The sequence below is a fragment of the Pseudomonas sp. 39004 genome (assembly GCF_028682155.1).
Classification (GTDB): domain Bacteria; phylum Pseudomonadota; class Gammaproteobacteria; order Pseudomonadales; family Pseudomonadaceae; genus Aquipseudomonas; species Aquipseudomonas capeferrum.
Genome location: NZ_JANIAG010000142.1, coordinates 1 through 14579, shown reverse-complemented (window position 1 = coordinate 14579; position 14579 = coordinate 1). Strand labels below are relative to the sequence as shown.

The following is a 14579-nucleotide window of genomic DNA, read 5'->3' as shown; positions in this document are numbered from 1 at the left end:
CTACAGTTGACCACCTAACCAGGCGAAGCCGCACACGCCTCATTGACAACAGCCAACGCCACTGCCAATAATCAACGCAGTCATACGACAACCTACAACAACTAACAATGAGCCGGCCATGACCACTACCCCCCTCAATCGCCTGCTGCTCACCGGAGCCGCAGGCGGCCTGGGCAAGGTCCTTCGCGAACGCCTGCAAGGCTACGCCGAGGTCCTGCGCCTTTCCGATATCAGCCCGATGGCGCCCGCCGCGGGCCCGCATGAAGAAGTCGTGACCTGCGACCTCGCCGACAAAGCCGCTGTGCATGCACTGGTCGAAGGCGTAGACGCCATCATCCACTTCGGCGGCGTGTCCACCGAGCATTCCTTCGAAGACATCCTCGGCCCCAACATCTGCGGCGTGTTCCACGTCTACGAGGCGGCGCGCAAGCATGGGGTCAAGCGCATCATCTTCGCCAGCTCCAACCACACCATCGGCTTCTACCGCCAGGACGAGCGCATCGACGCCCACGCCCCGCGCCGCCCCGACAGCTACTACGGGCTGTCCAAGTGCTATGGCGAGGATGTCGCCAGCTTCTACTTCGACCGCTATGGCATCGAGACCGTGAGCATTCGCATCGGCTCGTCGTTCCCGCAACCGCAGAACCCGCGCATGTTGTGCACCTGGCTCAGCTACGACGACCTGATGCAACTGATCGAGCGCGGGCTGTTCACGCCCGACGTCGGCCACACCGTCGTCTATGGCGCCTCCGACAACCGCACCGTGTGGTGGGACAACCGCCATGCCGCGCACCTGGGCTATGAGCCCAAAGACACCTCCGAGGTGTTCCGCGAAGCGGTCGAAGCGCAACCGGCGCCTGCCGCCGATGACCCGAGCATGGTCTATCAGGGCGGCGCCTTCGCCGTGGCCGGACCGTTCAACTGACCCCAGCGCGCCAGGAGGCACGGCCATGAATTGCGAACTGATCGTCGACGCCCGCAACGGTACCGGCGAGAGCCCTGTGTGGCACCCCACCGAACAAGCCCTGTACTGGGTCGATATCCCCGCCCGCCAGCTGCATCGCTGGCAGCCTGACGGTGCCCACCACACCTGGCAAGGTGACGAAATGCTGGCCTGCATCGCACGCACCGAACAGGGCTGGATTGCAGGGATGGAGAGCGGCATCTTCGCCCTCGAAACCCAGGCCGATGGCAGCCTCGACAGCCGTTTGCTCAATAGCGTCGAACATGCCCTGGGCGGCATGCGCTTCAACGATGGCCGCTGCGACCGCCAAGGCCGCTTCTGGGCTGGCACCATGCTGATGGACATGCCGCAAGGCGCTCCGGTCGGGGCGCTGTACCGGCATGACGGCGAAGGGCAGTTGCACCTGCAGCAAGACGGCATGATCGTGCCCAATGGCCTGGCCTTCAGCCCCGACGGCACGCGCATGTACCTCTCGGACTCGCACCCCAACGTGCAGAAGATCTGGGTCTTCGACTACGACATCGACAGCGGCACGCCCCACAACAAACGCCTGTTCGTCGACATGCAGGCCTTCCCTGGCCGCCCCGACGGCGCCGCCATCGACCAGGATGGCTGCTACTGGATCTGCGGCAACGACGCCGGCCAGATCCACCGCTTCACCCCCGATGGCCGCCTCGACCGCTCACTGAACGTACCGGTGAAGAAACCCGCGATGTGCGCCTTTGGCGGCGCCAACCTGGACACCCTGTTCGTCACCTCGATCCGCCCTGCGGGCATCGACCTCTCCGACCAGCCGCTGGCCGGTGGGGTATTTGCCTTCGAACTCGGCGTCAAAGGCCTGGAGGAGCCCGCCTACCGAGGCTGAGCAACCGCACTGCCAACAACGCTCGCACAAACGAAACCGGATAATAAAAACCACGGAGTTTCAACATGACCTTCAAACGCAAGCTGCTCCTTGCCGTACTCCCCTTCGCCTTCAGCCTGTCGATGCCGGCCTCCGCGCTGGACATCAAGTTCGCCGAAATCCACCCGGCCGGCTATCCGACCGTGGTCGCCGAACAGAACATGGGCAAGAAGCTCGAAGCCGCCAGCAATGGCGAAATCACCTTCAAGATGTTCGCCGGTGGGGTACTCGGCTCCGAGAAGGAAGTGATCGAGCAGGCGCAGATCGGTGCCGTGCAGATGACTCGGGTCAGCCTGGGTATCGTCGGCCCGGTGGTGCCGGATGTGAATGTGTTCAACATGCCCTTCGTGTTCCGCGACCATGAGCACATGCGCAAGATCATCGACGGCGACATCGGCCAGGAGATCCTCGACAAGATCACCAACTCCGAATTCAACCTGGTGGCACTGGCCTGGATGGATGGTGGCTCGCGCAGCATCTACACGAAAAAACCGGTACGCAGCCTGGAAGACCTCAAGGGCATGAAGATCCGCGTGCAGGGCAACCCGTTGTTCATCGACATGATGAACGCCATGGGCGGCAACGGCATCGCCATGGACACCGGCGAGATCTTCAGCGCCCTGCAGACGGGCGTGATCGACGGCGCCGAAAACAACCCGCCGACCCTGCTCGAACACAACCACTTCCAGAGTGCCAAGTACTACACCCTCACCGGCCACCTGATCCTGCCGGAGCCGGTGGTGATGTCCAAGACCACCTGGAACAAGCTCACCGCCGAGCAGCAAACACTGGTGAAGAAGGTCGCACGTGAGGCGCAGATGGAAGAACGTGCGCTGTGGGACGCCAAGTCCTCCGCTAGCGAAGAGAAGCTCAAGGCTGCAGGCGTCGAGTTCATCACCGTCGACAAGAAACCGTTCTTCGAGGCCACTGCATCGGTGCGCGAGAAGTACGGCGCGCCGTACGCCGACCTGATGAAGCGTATCGACGCCGTCCAGTAATACCGGCCCCTTCCAAGACGACCTCGGCAGTGCGGCGGCCGCCGCCCTGCCGCTTTGGTGATGCCTATGAAATCGCTTTTCCTGAGCGTGAACGACACGCTGTACCGCAGCTGCATCTGGATCGCGGGCCTGTCGATCCTGACCATGACGCTGATCATTCCGTGGGGCATCTTCGCCCGCTACGTGCTGGGCACCGGCTCCAGCTGGCCAGAGCCGGTCTCGATCCTGCTGATGGTGGTGTTCACATTCGTCGGTGCCGCGGCCAGCTACCGCGCCGGGGCGCATATGGCGGTGGGGATGATCACCGACCGTTTGCCACCGCTGCAGCGCCAGCTGGTCGCGCTGCTGGTGCAACTGCTGATGATCGTGGTGTGCGTGTTCATGACCTACTACGGCACCAAGCTGTGCATCACCACCTGGAACCAGTCGCTGGCCTCGCTGCCCGGTGTGCGGGTGGGCATGACGTACGCGCCGATCCCCGTCGGTGGCGTGCTGACGTTGATGTTCGTGCTGGAAAAACTCCTGCTGGGCGATCAGAGCAACCGCAAGGCGGTGCGCTTCGACCAGGTAGAAGAAAGCGAAGGAGCGGCATAAATGGATGCGTTCATTCTGTTGGGCAGTTTCATCGCGCTGATCCTGATCGGCATGCCGGTGGCCTATGCGCTGGGTCTATCGGCACTGATCGGCGCCTGGTGGATCGACATCCCGCTGCAGGCGATGATGATCCAGGTCGCCAGTGGGGTTAACAAGTTTTCGCTGCTGGCGATTCCGTTCTTCGTGCTTGCAGGCGCGATCATGGCCGAAGGCGGTATGTCACGCCGGCTGGTGGCGTTCGCCGGGGTGCTGGTGGGCTTCGTGCGCGGCGGGCTGTCGCTGGTCAACATCATGGCCTCGACCTTCTTTGGCGCAATCTCTGGCTCTTCCGTGGCCGACACCGCGTCGGTAGGTTCGGTGCTGATCCCGGAAATGGAGCGCAAGGGCTACCCGCGTGAGTTCTCTACCGCAGTGACCGTCAGTGGCTCGGTGCAGGCGCTGCTGACCCCGCCCAGCCACAACTCGGTGCTGTACTCGCTGGCCGCCGGCGGCACGGTGTCGATCGCCTCGCTGTTCATGGCCGGGGTCATGCCCGGGCTGTTGCTGAGCGCAGTGATGATGGGCCTGTGCCTGATCTTCGCGAGGAAACGCAACTACCCCAAAGGTGAAGTGATCCCGCTGCGCCAGGCCCTGAAAATCGCCGGTGAGGCGCTGTGGGGGTTGATGGCGATGGTCATCATCCTCGGCGGTATTCTGTCGGGCGTGTTCACCGCGACCGAGTCGGCGGCCGTGGCGGTGGTCTGGTCGTTCTTCGTGACCATGTTCATCTACCGCGACTACAAGTGGCGTGACCTGCCCAAGCTGATGCACCGCACGGTACGCACCATCTCGATCGTGATGATCCTGATCGGCTTTGCCGCAAGCTTTGGCTACGTGATGACGCTGATGCAGATCCCCTCGAAGATCACCACGGCGTTCCTGACCCTGTCGGACAACCGCTATGTGATCCTCATGTGCATCAACTTCATGCTGTTGCTGCTGGGCACGGTGATGGACATGGCGCCACTGATTCTGATCCTTACCCCGATCCTGCTGCCGGTGATTACCGGCATCGGCGTGGACCCGGTGCACTTCGGCATGATCATGCTGGTGAACCTGGGCATCGGGCTGATCACACCACCGGTAGGTGCGGTGCTGTTCGTGGGGTCGGCCATCGGCAAGGTGAGCATCGAGGCCACGGTGAAGGCGCTGCTGCCATTCTACCTGGCGCTGTTCATGGTGTTGATGGCCGTGACCTACATCCCGGCCATATCGCTGTGGCTGCCGAGCGTCGTGCTGTAAATGCCAATGGGGCTGCGCTGCAGCCCCGTTCTCTGCAAATGGATCCTGCACATGGCTGTCCCCTCTTCTGTCGCAACCCTCTTTCCGCGCAAGTTGGCCATTGCCCTGCTGGCGCTGCTGGCGTGCGCGTTCGCCGCCAACCACATCGCCGCGCGCATCGCGTTCGATGACGGCACCGGCGTGCTGCTGGCGATCCTCTGCCGCTCAGGCATTACCTTCCTGGTCCTGGCTGGCCTGCTGCTGTGGCAGCGCCAGGCACTCGGCATGCCGGCGGGCACACGGCGCTGGCAATTGCTGCTCGGCCTGCTGATCGCCACGCAGAGCCTGTGCCTGTATTCGGCGGTGGCGCGCATTCCGGTGGCACTGGCGCTGCTGGTGGGCAATACCTTCCCGATGTTGCTGGCACTGCTTAGCTGGGCGCTGGGCGGTGCACGCCCGACCGGCCGTACCGTGCTGTTCATGGGCCTGATCCTCTGTGGCCTGGTGCTGGCGCTGGATGTGCCGGCACGGCTGGCCGACAGTGGCGATGCCAACCCGCACTGGGCCCTGGGTGTCAGCCTGGCATTCTGCGCTGCATGTGTCTTCGCCTGCGCCTTGTGGATCACCGATCACAAACTGGCAGCCGTGCGCGGCCCGGTACGCAGCCTGCTGACCTTGCTGATCGTGTTCTCCAGCATGCTGGTCGCCGGCGTCAGCGGGGTGATGCCGTCGGGGTTGTCGATGCCCGTCAGCGCCAGCGGCTGGGCGGCCTTGGCCAGCCTGGTGGTGCTGTATGGCGTGGCCTTTACCCTGCTGTTTGTCTGTGTGCCACGGCTGAACATGGCGCAGAACGCGCCGGTGATGAATATCGAGCCGATCGCCACCTTGCTGCTGGGCTGGGCGTTGCTCGATCAACGCCTGAGCACCCTGCAGTTGATCGGCGGGGCCGTGGTGGTGTGCGGCATCGTGCTGCTGACCTACCGCCGGGCGAGCTGACCACACACTTTCGAAGGAGCCACTGATGGCTGTGACCGAACTGCACCTGCAAGACCACCTGACCCGATTGAGCCTCACGCCCGACCTGGGCGCCAGCCTGATCAACTGGCAGGTGAAGGCGACCGGGCAGGCGCTACTGCGCCACTCCGACCCGGCCGCGCTGGCCAGCGGTACGCCGCGGCAGTTGGCCTGCTACCCGTTGGCGCCGTGGTCCAACCGGATTGCCGAAGGGGGCTTCGCACGGCCCGAGGGCTGGCTGGCCTTGCCGCCCAACACCGCCCACGACCCCTACCCGATTCATGGCAGCGCCTGGCAGCAAGCCTGGCATGTGGACCACCACAGCGAGCGCCGCGCCCGGCTGTCGCTCGACAGTACGCTGCCATTTGCCTACCGGGCGACGCTGGATGTGCACCTGCATGAGGGCTGCCTGAACCTTGACTTGCATGTTACCCACCTGGATGAAGCTGCCACCTGGTACGGGCTGGGGCTGCACCCTTACTTCCCCCGCTACCCCGACACCCGGCTACAGGCTGCGGCGCAGCATGTGTGGCTGGCGGAAGAAGGCCGGCTGCCGTCATACCTGGCAGAGGTGCCTGCAGACTGGTGTTTCGAGGCGCCGGGCGCGTTGCCAGCGACGGGTGTCGATCATGCGTTTGGGGGTTGGCCTGGCAGTTGCGTGATCGAACAGCCCAGCGCGGGATATTCCCTGGCCTGCACGGCCAGTGGCTGCGAGCACTTCTTGTTGTTCTGCCCACCGGGCAAGGCGTTCTTCTGCTTTGAACCGGTCAGCCACCCGATCAATGCGCACCATCTGCCAGGGCGACCAGGCTTGCGATTGCTGCAACAGGGTGAAGAAATGAGCCTGGGCTTCAGGATGCAATACCAGGCCTTGTAACGGGTTTGCCTGGAGTGGGGCTGCTGCGCAGCCCCAACATCACACGCCTTACGCCAGAGCCCCAGCCGCGACCGCAGCAGGCCTGTCATCCGACGCCCCCCGCACCTCCCGCGCGACCTTCCACACCAGCACCGCGGCCACGATATCGAACGCCGCCAGCACCACGAACAGCGGGCTGTAGCCAATCTGCGTCACCAGGATGCCGAACACCAAGGTGAACACTGCCGCGCCCAGGTAGCCGCACATCCCGCCCATGCCCGTGGCGGTCGCCACCTGGTCCTTGCTGAACGAGTCCGAGGTGATCGAGTACAACGCACCTGACAGCGTCTGATGCGCGAAGCCACCAATACACAGCAGCAGGATCGCGGTGTACGGGCTTTCCACCAAGCCGATGCACGCTGGGCCGATCATGCAGCTGGCACCGAATACCAGCACCATCTTGCGCGAGGTGAACAACGACACCTTGAAGTAACGGTGGAACAGCGGGCTCAGGTAACCACCGAGCACGCAACCGATGTCGGCGGCAAGGAACGGCAGCCAGGCGAACATCGCCACTTCTTTGATGTTCATGTGCCGCTCGGTCATCAGGTACAGCGGGATCCAGGCATTGAAGGTCTGCCAGGCCGGTTCCGAGAGAATCCGCGCCGAGGCGATGGCGTAGAAGTTGCGGGTCTTGAAGATACGCTTCCAGGCGCCCTTCTCACGTTTCTCTTCCTTGAAGTGTGCTTCCTGGCCGGCAAGGATGTAGTCGCGCTCGTCACTGCTCAGGCGCTTCTGATCACGCGGGTGCTTGTAGAACAGCATCCACAGCAAAGTCCAGACGATGCCGGACGCCCCGACGATGACGAAGGCCAGCTGCCAGCCACTGTGCAGGATTGCCCACACCACCAGGGGAGGCGCCAGCAATGCACCGAGCGAGGAGCCGATGTTGAACCAGCCGATGGCCACCGAACGCTCCTTGGCCGGGAACCACTCGGTGGTGGCCTTGACGCCGGCGGGCAGGCCCGCCGCCTCGGTCATGCCTAGCAGCCCACGCATGAACGCCATGCTCTGCCAGCCCGTGGCCAAGGCAGCGCCGGCACAGGCCACCGACCAGGCCATGGCGAACACGGCAAAACCCAGCTTGGTGCCGATGAAGTCGATGAACCAGCCAGCGATCGGCTGCATGAGGGCGTAGCACACCTGCCAGGCAGCAACGATCTTGGCGTATTGCTCGGTGGTGATGGAGAGGTCGGTCATCAGGGTGGGGGCAGCCACCGAGAGGGTATTGCGGGCGAGGTAGTTGACGACGAGCCCAGCCGTGACAAGGCTGACCATCCACCAACGGATGCCTTTCATCTTCATGGTTCACCTGAATATTATTCTTAGAGGTGCGGGTGATTAGCTCAAGGCCGGCAGCGGCTAATTGAGACAATTTGTTTCAGGCGAAAGATTGCCATGTCGTAGGTCGTCGTACAACATAAATTATCAATGCATGAGCTGATCAAGCCGCCAGCCACAAATACTTTCGGCAGAGAAAAGGCTAGTTGTACGACCTCAATCCAATCCTTGAGCCCGCAGCTCATGGGCCAGCATGTCGATGAATGCCCTCACCTTGGCCGATCCGTATTTGCTCTCACGGTGCAACACATGAATCGGCCAGGGCGCCTCTTCGTACTCGGCAAGAATCACCTGCAATTGCCCACTCGCCACCTCGTCCGCCACCTGGTAAGACAACAACCGTGCAATCCCCAACCCACCGCTGGCTGCGGCAATCGCCCCGTCATTGCTGGTCACTGTCAGCCGAGGTTTCATGCGCACCAGGGTCGGTTCATCGGTGACGCCGAAGCGCCAACCCGCCCGGGGCGAAAGGTTGGTGGTGCCGATTACCGCATGGCCCGGCAAATCCGAGGGGTGCTGCGGTACGCCATGGCGCGCCAGGTAGTCGGGCGAGGCGCAGAGCATGCGCCGCACCCTGCCCACCCGCAGTGCCTTCAGCCCCGAGTCTGGTAGCGGGCCGATGCGCACGGCCACGTCCATGCCCTCCTCGACCATGTTGACGATGCGGTCGAGAAAGTAGGCAGACACATCCACTTCGGGGTACTGCTGCAGGTACCGTACGATGCACGGCATGACGAACTTCTTGCCGAACAGGATCGGCGCAGTGACGGCCAGATCGCCCTTGGGCGTGGCGTTGATGCCAGCGGCCGCCTCGTTGGCTTCGAGGATGCTGGCAAGGATGTGGCGGGTGTCTTCCAGGTAGCGACCGCCCGCCTCGGTCAGGCGCACGCTGCGCGTGGTGCGCAGCAGCAGCTTGACCCCCAGTTGCTCTTCCAGTGCACTGACAGCACGCGTCACCGCCGCAGGCGAGATGTCCAGCCGGCGGGCAGCGGCGGCGAAGCTTTCCAGCTCGCCGACCGCGACGAATACCTTCATCAGGTGGATGTGGTCCATGCCAGCTCCTGGGCGTAGGGGGTTGGGGGATTATCGGGTATCAGCAGGTTTTGTGCTGCTGCAAGAGCCCTTGCAGACCGCATCAAAGTTCCAGCACCAGGGCCTGCCCGCCCTCCCCCACGTTGGCCGGCACTGCACAGCAGATCAGCACCGTGCCCTCATCAGGCATTTCTGCTGGCGGGTTCGGGTAATGCACCTGGCCACTCACTACCCGGGTCTTGCAGGTGCCGCATGAACCGCCCCGGCAACTGAAGTCCGGCGACAGCCCGCGCGCCTCGGCAAGCTCCAGCAAGGTCCCGCTGCCCGGTGCCCAGCGCGCCTCCTTGGCCGAGCTGGCAAAGTACACCGGCACGGGTTCGCTCGCAGCCGGCGGCTGTTGCAGCACAGGCTGGTCGTCATCGGTGTGCCGCCTGAGCGTCGAGGGCCCGAAGGCTTCGGCATGGATGCGAGCGTCGGGAACGTTCACGGTGCGCAACCCTTCGTACAGGTCCTGGGTAAAACGGGCGGGGCCGCACAGGTAGAAGTCATAGTCATCCAGCGTCAGCGTGGCCTTCACCTGTTCGATGCCCAACCGGCCAGCATGCTCGTAGTCGCGGCCCAGCACGGCACCTGCTTCAGGCTGGCTGAGGCAGCGGTGCAGGCTCAACAGCGCGCCCGCCTGCCGCTGCAGGCTGGCCAGCTCCTGCTGGAACGGCAAATCCGCCAGGCTGCGCGCACCGTGAAACAGGTGTATACGTCGGGCCTGGCGCTTGGCCAATTGCTCGCGCAACATGGCGATGAGTGGGGTGATGCCCACGCCCGCGCCGATCAGTACGATCGGCCGTTCGCTTTGCTCATCCAGGGTAAAACTGCCCATGGGCAGACGCACGTCGAGCAGGTCACCCACAGCGATGCGTTCATGCAGATAGCGCGAGGCCGGGCCCTGGGCCTTGACGCTGATGCGCAGGTAGCCGTCCGACGGCGCGCTGGAGACGCTGTAAGTACGCACCAGCGGGGCGTCACTGCCCAGCGCGATACGCACAGGGATATGCTGCCCCGGCGCAAACTGCACGGGTGCATCTGCCGCCAGGTAGAAGGAGCGTATACCCCGGCTCTCCTGCTCCAAGCGCACCACGCGCCACGCCAACCACTGGCGCTGGCGCTCGCGCTGCTGCAGGCGCGTGTCGGCCTCTGCCCAGGTACCGGTCATCAGGCTGGTCGGCGCGTATTCCTGGAACGCCCAGCGCAACGACACCGCTTTCGGGCGCCACACCACCCGCTCGACCTCCAGGGTCCACAGCCGCTCAGCCCCCTCGAAGGCGGTGATGGCAGGGCTGTCCAGTATCACCTCGGCACGCCCGGACAACTGCAGTACATTGCCCGTGGCAAAGTCGATGAACAGCAAGCCAGCCAAGGGGTTGACCAGCAAGTTGCCCAGCGTGTTGAAGTGCAGGTTGCCGGCGTAGTCGGGAATGCTCAGGCGGTTGCCTTCGACCTTGACGAACCCTGGCCGGCCGCCGCGGTGGGACACGTCCACCGAACGCTGGCCGTCTTCGTGGTCGACGTAGCTTGCGACGAAAAAGGTATCGGCCATCTCGATCATGGCAACGGCGCGGGCATCGAGTGCTGTCGCATCGAAGCGACCTTGTGCGGGCTCATCAATACGGGTGTAGTCGCGCCGTTGAATGTACTGCGGGCAGTTGCCGAACGACTGCTCCACACTCACTTGCAGCTGGCCGTTGGTTGCCTGGCTGATCATGCCGTTGATGCGGTTGCGCCGGCGGGTATGCAGTTCGATGCCCAGCAGCCCGATCGCCTGCCCGCCCGCCAAGCCTTGGGTGGCAGGGTCATCTGCGTTGAGGTCCGCATCGATCATCAGCTGCCGCGGGTGGGGCGAGCTGACGAAGCCTTCCGGGCCTTCGAGCAGGGTCGCCCACGGTTTGCCGTAGGCATCCACGCTGCCCGCCACCATGAACGGCAGTTGCTGATAGAACGCGCGATGCTGATCGGGCATGTGGTCGCGGATTACCTTCTGCCCGAACACCTCCATGCGCTCCGACACACCGACCTTTTCCTGCAGGGTTTTCTCACCGCTGTGCCAAGGTGACGAGCGATGGCCTGGGAGCTGATTCATGGTGGCATTCCTCGGACGGGCTGGGGCTTAAACGGTGGCTTGCAGGCCCGCCGCAGTGCGCGGCATCGGCACGAAACCTGGCAACGCCTCGACCCGCGCCAGCCAGCTGCGCACGTTGGCGTATGGCTCCAGCGAGACATTGCCTTCCGGTGCGTGGGCGATATAGGAATAGTTGGCGACGTCGGCGATGGTGGGCGTGCTGCCAGCCAGGAAGGGGGACTTGGCCAGTTCGGCGTCAATCACCTTGAGCAGGGTATGGGCACGACCGATGACTTCATCGGTGTTGAACGAAGCACCGAACACCGTGACCAGGCGAGCGGCGGCCGGGCCAAACGCCAAGGGCCCTGCTGCAACCGATAACCAGCGTTGCACACGGGCTGCGGCTGCGGGGTCCTCGGGCAACCAGGTGCCGTTGTCGTACTGCTTGGCCAGGTACACCAGGATGGCATTCGAGTCGGCGACGACCGTGCCGTTGTCATCGATGACGGGGACTTGGCCGAACGGGTTGAGGGCAAGGAACTCGGGCTGCTTGTGTGCACCCTTGGCCAGGTCGACGAAGACCAGCTCGGTGGGCAGGTTCAGCAGCGAGAGCATCAGCTCAATGCGGTGGGCGTGGCCGGACTTGGGGAAGTTGTAGAGTTTGATTGGGTTCGACATGGGCTTGGCTCCTGGACAGCACCGGAATGGGCTGATACAGGCCATGTTGAACTGATTCGACAGGCAGCAGAATTAGCGCGGGAGGGAAACGATAATTTCGCACAGCGAAACAATAAGGGTAGAAGCGACATCAGGCCGCTTCTACAGGGGATGCGGTCGCTTCAATGACGCTGACGATGGAAGCGGTACAACGCGCGTGCCGCGTCGATTACATGGGGGACACAGGCTTGAATGTCGTCCTCGCTCATTTGGTCGAGCAACTCGAAATTGTCTTCGAGGCCGTGCAGCGAGATCGCTTTGAGCAGGGGATCCTGCTCCGCAGGCAACTCGCTCCAGGCAGCGACCTGAGTGCCGCGCATGTAACCGAAGCACCACTCCTCCATGATGATCACCCCGTCTTCACCTTCTTCGAATACCGGCTCGAAGTGATCGACGTTGTCAGCGAGCTCTTCCGCCACCTGGCTGGCATAACGCAACATCAGCGCCGTGTAGGCCTCTTCATGCGCAGGCTTCTTGAAGTTTGGCACCTTGCCACCTGCAACGGCAGGTAACCATTGCTCGGGGTGGACAGTGACCGGCGAGCTGGCAAGGGCGGTGAAAAAGCCATTGAGCTCGGCCAGGTTGATCACCGAATAATCGTTGCCGTAAGTGATCAGCAGGTCTTCAAGGCGGTGGAGTTCTTTTTCGCTGAGCGCGCGGAGCATGTGGGGATCCTAGGGTGAAGATTTGGCCTGCACCCTAGCACATGAGGAAATGGATCGAAGTATTTGTTGCCTGCCGCAAAGCATTCGCGGGCAAGCCCGCGCTCACATGGAATACACCGCCCTTGGGCAAGTTGTAATCCTGTGAGCGTGAGCTTGCCCGCGAACAGGCGGTCAAGCTTTATACCGCCAGCGCGCGCTCACGCAGCTCGCTGTTGAGGATGCGGTCGTTCTCGCTGTAGTCGACCGGGCAGTCGATCACGTGCACACCTGGGGTCTTGATGCAGTGCTCGAGCAGCGGCAGCAAGCCTTCGGCGCTATCCACGCGGTGGCCATTGGCACCGTAGGCTTCGGCGTATTTGACGAAGTCCGGGTTGCCGTAGTCCAGGCCGAAATCGGTGAAGCCCATGTTCGCCTGCTTCCAGCGGATCATGCCGTAGCCGTCGTCACGCAGAATCACCACGGTAACGTGCATGCCCAGACGGACTGCAGTTTCCAGCTCCTGGCTGTTCATCATGAAGCCGCCGTCGCCACACACCGAGATCACTGGGCGGTCCGGGTACACCAGGTGCGCCGCCATGGCCGACGGCAGGCCAGCGCCCATGGTCGCCAGGGCGTTGTCGAGCAGCACGGTGTTGGGCTTGTGCGCCTTGTAGTTGCGGGCGAACCAGATCTTGTAGATGCCGTTGTCCAAGGCCACGATGCCTTCGGAAGGCAGCACGCGACGGATGTCGGCCACCAGACGCTGCGGGTAGATCGGGAAGCGGTCGTCGTCGCCGCCTTCGGCGATTTGGGCTTCGTTGGCTTCACGGATGGCCATCAGGCGGGTGAAGTCCCAGTGCGAGGTGTCGCCCAGGCCTTCGGCGATCTGCCAGACGGCGTTGGCGATGTCGCCGATCACTTCGACCTGTGGGAAGTACACGGCATCGACTTCGGCGGAGCGGAAGCTGATGTGAATGACTTCAGTGCCGCCACGGACCATGAAGAACGGCGGCTTTTCGATCACATCGTGGCCGATGTTGATGATCAGGTCGGCGGCTTCGATCGCACGGTGCACGAAGTCACCGGACGACAGCGCAGCGTTACCCAGGAAGCGCGGGCTGCGCTCGTCGACCACGCCCTTGCCCAGCTGAGTGGTGACGAATGGGATACCGGTCTTGTCGATCAGTTGCTTGAGGACCTTGGCGGTCATCTTGCGGTTGGCACCGGCGCCGATCACCAGGATCGGGCTGCGCGCGGTGCGCAGTTTCTCGATGGCGGCTTCGATGGCCACATGTTCGGCCAGCGGACGACGGTGCAGGCTGCGGGGGATCGGCATGGCATCGGTCTGCTCGGCAGCGATGTCTTCCGGCAGCTCCAGGTGCACGGCACCGGGCTTTTCCTCTTCGGCCAGGCGGAACGCTTCACGCATGCGCGAAGGGATGTTGTCGGCCGAGGCGAACTGGTGGGTGTACTTGGTGATGGGGTCCATCATGCCGCACACGTCGATGATCTGGAAGCGGCCCTGTTTGGACTTCTTGATCGGCTTCTGGCCGGTAATCATCATCATCGGCATGCCGCCGAGGTAGGCGTAGGCACTGGCGGTAACCAGGTTGGTCGCGCCGGGGCCGAGGGTCGACAGGCTGACGCCGGTCTTGCCGGTCAGGCGGCCATAGGTAGCGGCCATGAAGCCCGCGGATTGCTCGTGACGGGTCAGTACCAGCTTGATCTTCGACTTGCGCAGGGATTCCAGCAGGTCGAGGTTCTCCTCACCGGGAATGCCGAACACATACTCGACACCTTCGTTTTCCAGGCATTGCACAACGACATCGGCGGCCTTGGCCATCTTGCTCTCTACCTCAAGTGATAGGACGGTGAAAGTCCATAAATGCGCAGCACGGCACGCTGGCATCGCTCTATCCGGGCGCGAGGTTGCCCCGAACCTAAGTCTTGACGCAGGCTAGGCAGGGCAAAGTCACGTGTACGAACAGGATTAATTGTCGCACCCTTGAGCGCAGTTGAAGAGGTACAGGACGGACAAAACATCTTTGCCTGGAGACAGGGCTATAGCTATAAAAACGCCAG

13 protein-coding genes are annotated in these 14579 nt (G+C 63.1%); 7 read left to right on the top strand and 6 right to left on the bottom strand.

Features of this window, described 5'->3' with window-relative positions; translation table 11 throughout:
* Positions 1-118 precede the first annotated feature (118 nt).
* The 7 genes from NP534_RS20690 (at position 119) to NP534_RS20660 (ending at position 6611) form a co-directional block, all read left to right on the top strand.
* Entirely contained in the window at positions 119-925 is an 807-nt protein-coding gene (locus NP534_RS20690) for an NAD-dependent epimerase/dehydratase family protein (RefSeq protein ID WP_274099929.1), read from the top strand.
* Between the two features lie 25 nt (positions 926-950).
* The gene (locus tag NP534_RS20685; RefSeq protein WP_274099928.1) at positions 951-1829 is read left to right on the top strand and encodes a glucurono-1,5-lactonase; all 879 of its coding nucleotides are present in this window, start codon (positions 951-953) and stop codon (positions 1827-1829) included.
* 65 nt (positions 1830-1894) lie between these two features.
* Positions 1895-2866 carry a TRAP transporter substrate-binding protein gene (locus tag NP534_RS20680; protein WP_033699894.1) on the top strand — a complete coding sequence of 324 codons (972 nt, stop codon included), beginning with the start codon at positions 1895-1897 and terminating at the stop codon, positions 2864-2866.
* Positions 2867-2932: 66 nt separating this feature from the next.
* Positions 2933-3460 carry a TRAP transporter small permease gene (locus tag NP534_RS20675; RefSeq protein WP_033699895.1) on the top strand — a complete coding sequence of 176 codons (528 nt, stop codon included), beginning with the start codon at positions 2933-2935 and terminating at the stop codon, positions 3458-3460.
* Positions 3461-4741, top strand: a complete 1281-nt coding sequence (locus NP534_RS20670; protein ID WP_033699896.1) for a TRAP transporter large permease — start codon at positions 3461-3463, stop codon at positions 4739-4741.
* A gap of 51 nt (positions 4742-4792) precedes the next feature.
* A complete protein-coding gene (locus NP534_RS20665) occupies positions 4793-5716 on the top strand; it encodes an EamA family transporter (RefSeq protein ID WP_186658251.1) in 924 nt (307 codons plus the stop codon).
* 25 nt (positions 5717-5741) lie between these two features.
* Entirely contained in the window at positions 5742-6611 is an 870-nt protein-coding gene (locus NP534_RS20660; protein ID WP_274099927.1) for an aldose 1-epimerase, read from the top strand.
* Positions 6612-6659: 48 nt separating this feature from the next.
* On the opposite strand, the gene NP534_RS20655 is transcribed toward NP534_RS20660, so the two are convergent.
* The 6 genes from NP534_RS20655 to NP534_RS20630 all read right to left on the bottom strand — a co-directional run bounded on the left by NP534_RS20655 (position 6660) and on the right by NP534_RS20630 (position 14340).
* Complete coding sequence (locus NP534_RS20655) at positions 6660-7955, bottom strand: MFS transporter (RefSeq protein WP_274099926.1); 1296 nt, start codon at positions 7953-7955, stop codon at positions 6660-6662.
* A 192-nt stretch (positions 7956-8147) separates the two neighbouring features.
* Positions 8148-9044, bottom strand: a complete 897-nt coding sequence (locus tag NP534_RS20650; protein ID WP_274099925.1) for a LysR family transcriptional regulator — start codon at positions 9042-9044, stop codon at positions 8148-8150.
* Positions 9045-9126: 82 nt separating this feature from the next.
* Entirely contained in the window at positions 9127-11157 is a 2031-nt protein-coding gene (locus tag NP534_RS20645; protein WP_274099924.1) for a pyridoxamine 5'-phosphate oxidase family protein, read from the bottom strand.
* Between the two features lie 27 nt (positions 11158-11184).
* Entirely contained in the window at positions 11185-11814 is a 630-nt protein-coding gene (locus NP534_RS20640) for a glutathione S-transferase family protein (RefSeq protein ID WP_274099923.1), read from the bottom strand.
* Between the two features lie 161 nt (positions 11815-11975).
* On the bottom strand, positions 11976-12518 hold the full coding sequence (locus tag NP534_RS20635) for a UPF0149 family protein (RefSeq protein WP_227696387.1): 543 nt from the start codon (positions 12516-12518) through the stop codon (positions 11976-11978).
* 178 nt (positions 12519-12696) lie between these two features.
* Positions 12697-14340, bottom strand: coding sequence for an acetolactate synthase large subunit (locus tag NP534_RS20630; RefSeq protein ID WP_033699916.1), 1644 nt, complete (start codon positions 14338-14340; stop codon positions 12697-12699).
* Positions 14341-14579 lie beyond the last annotated feature (239 nt).

What these genes read in the sequence shown, in the direction of transcription:
- NP534_RS20680 (WP_033699894.1), top strand. Translation starts at nt 1,895, where the DNA reads ATGACCTTCAAACGCAAGCTGCTCCTTGCCGTACTCCCCTTCGCCTTC.
- NP534_RS20655 (WP_274099926.1), bottom strand. Translation starts at nt 7,955, where the DNA reads ATGAAGATGAAAGGCATCCGTTGGTGGATGGTCAGCCTTGTCACGGCT.
- NP534_RS20685 (WP_274099928.1), top strand. Translation starts at nt 951, where the DNA reads ATGAATTGCGAACTGATCGTCGACGCCCGCAACGGTACCGGCGAGAGC.
- NP534_RS20650 (WP_274099925.1), bottom strand. Translation starts at nt 9,044, where the DNA reads ATGGACCACATCCACCTGATGAAGGTATTCGTCGCGGTCGGCGAGCTG.
- NP534_RS20670 (WP_033699896.1), top strand. Translation starts at nt 3,461, where the DNA reads ATGGATGCGTTCATTCTGTTGGGCAGTTTCATCGCGCTGATCCTGATC.
- NP534_RS20690 (WP_274099929.1), top strand. Translation starts at nt 119, where the DNA reads ATGACCACTACCCCCCTCAATCGCCTGCTGCTCACCGGAGCCGCAGGC.
- NP534_RS20660 (WP_274099927.1), top strand. Translation starts at nt 5,742, where the DNA reads ATGGCTGTGACCGAACTGCACCTGCAAGACCACCTGACCCGATTGAGC.
- NP534_RS20665 (WP_186658251.1), top strand. Translation starts at nt 4,793, where the DNA reads ATGGCTGTCCCCTCTTCTGTCGCAACCCTCTTTCCGCGCAAGTTGGCC.
- NP534_RS20675 (WP_033699895.1), top strand. Translation starts at nt 2,933, where the DNA reads ATGAAATCGCTTTTCCTGAGCGTGAACGACACGCTGTACCGCAGCTGC.
- NP534_RS20640 (WP_274099923.1), bottom strand. Translation starts at nt 11,814, where the DNA reads ATGTCGAACCCAATCAAACTCTACAACTTCCCCAAGTCCGGCCACGCC.
- NP534_RS20630 (WP_033699916.1), bottom strand. Translation starts at nt 14,340, where the DNA reads ATGGCCAAGGCCGCCGATGTCGTTGTGCAATGCCTGGAAAACGAAGGT.
- NP534_RS20635 (WP_227696387.1), bottom strand. Translation starts at nt 12,518, where the DNA reads ATGCTCCGCGCGCTCAGCGAAAAAGAACTCCACCGCCTTGAAGACCTG.
- NP534_RS20645 (WP_274099924.1), bottom strand. Translation starts at nt 11,157, where the DNA reads ATGAATCAGCTCCCAGGCCATCGCTCGTCACCTTGGCACAGCGGTGAG.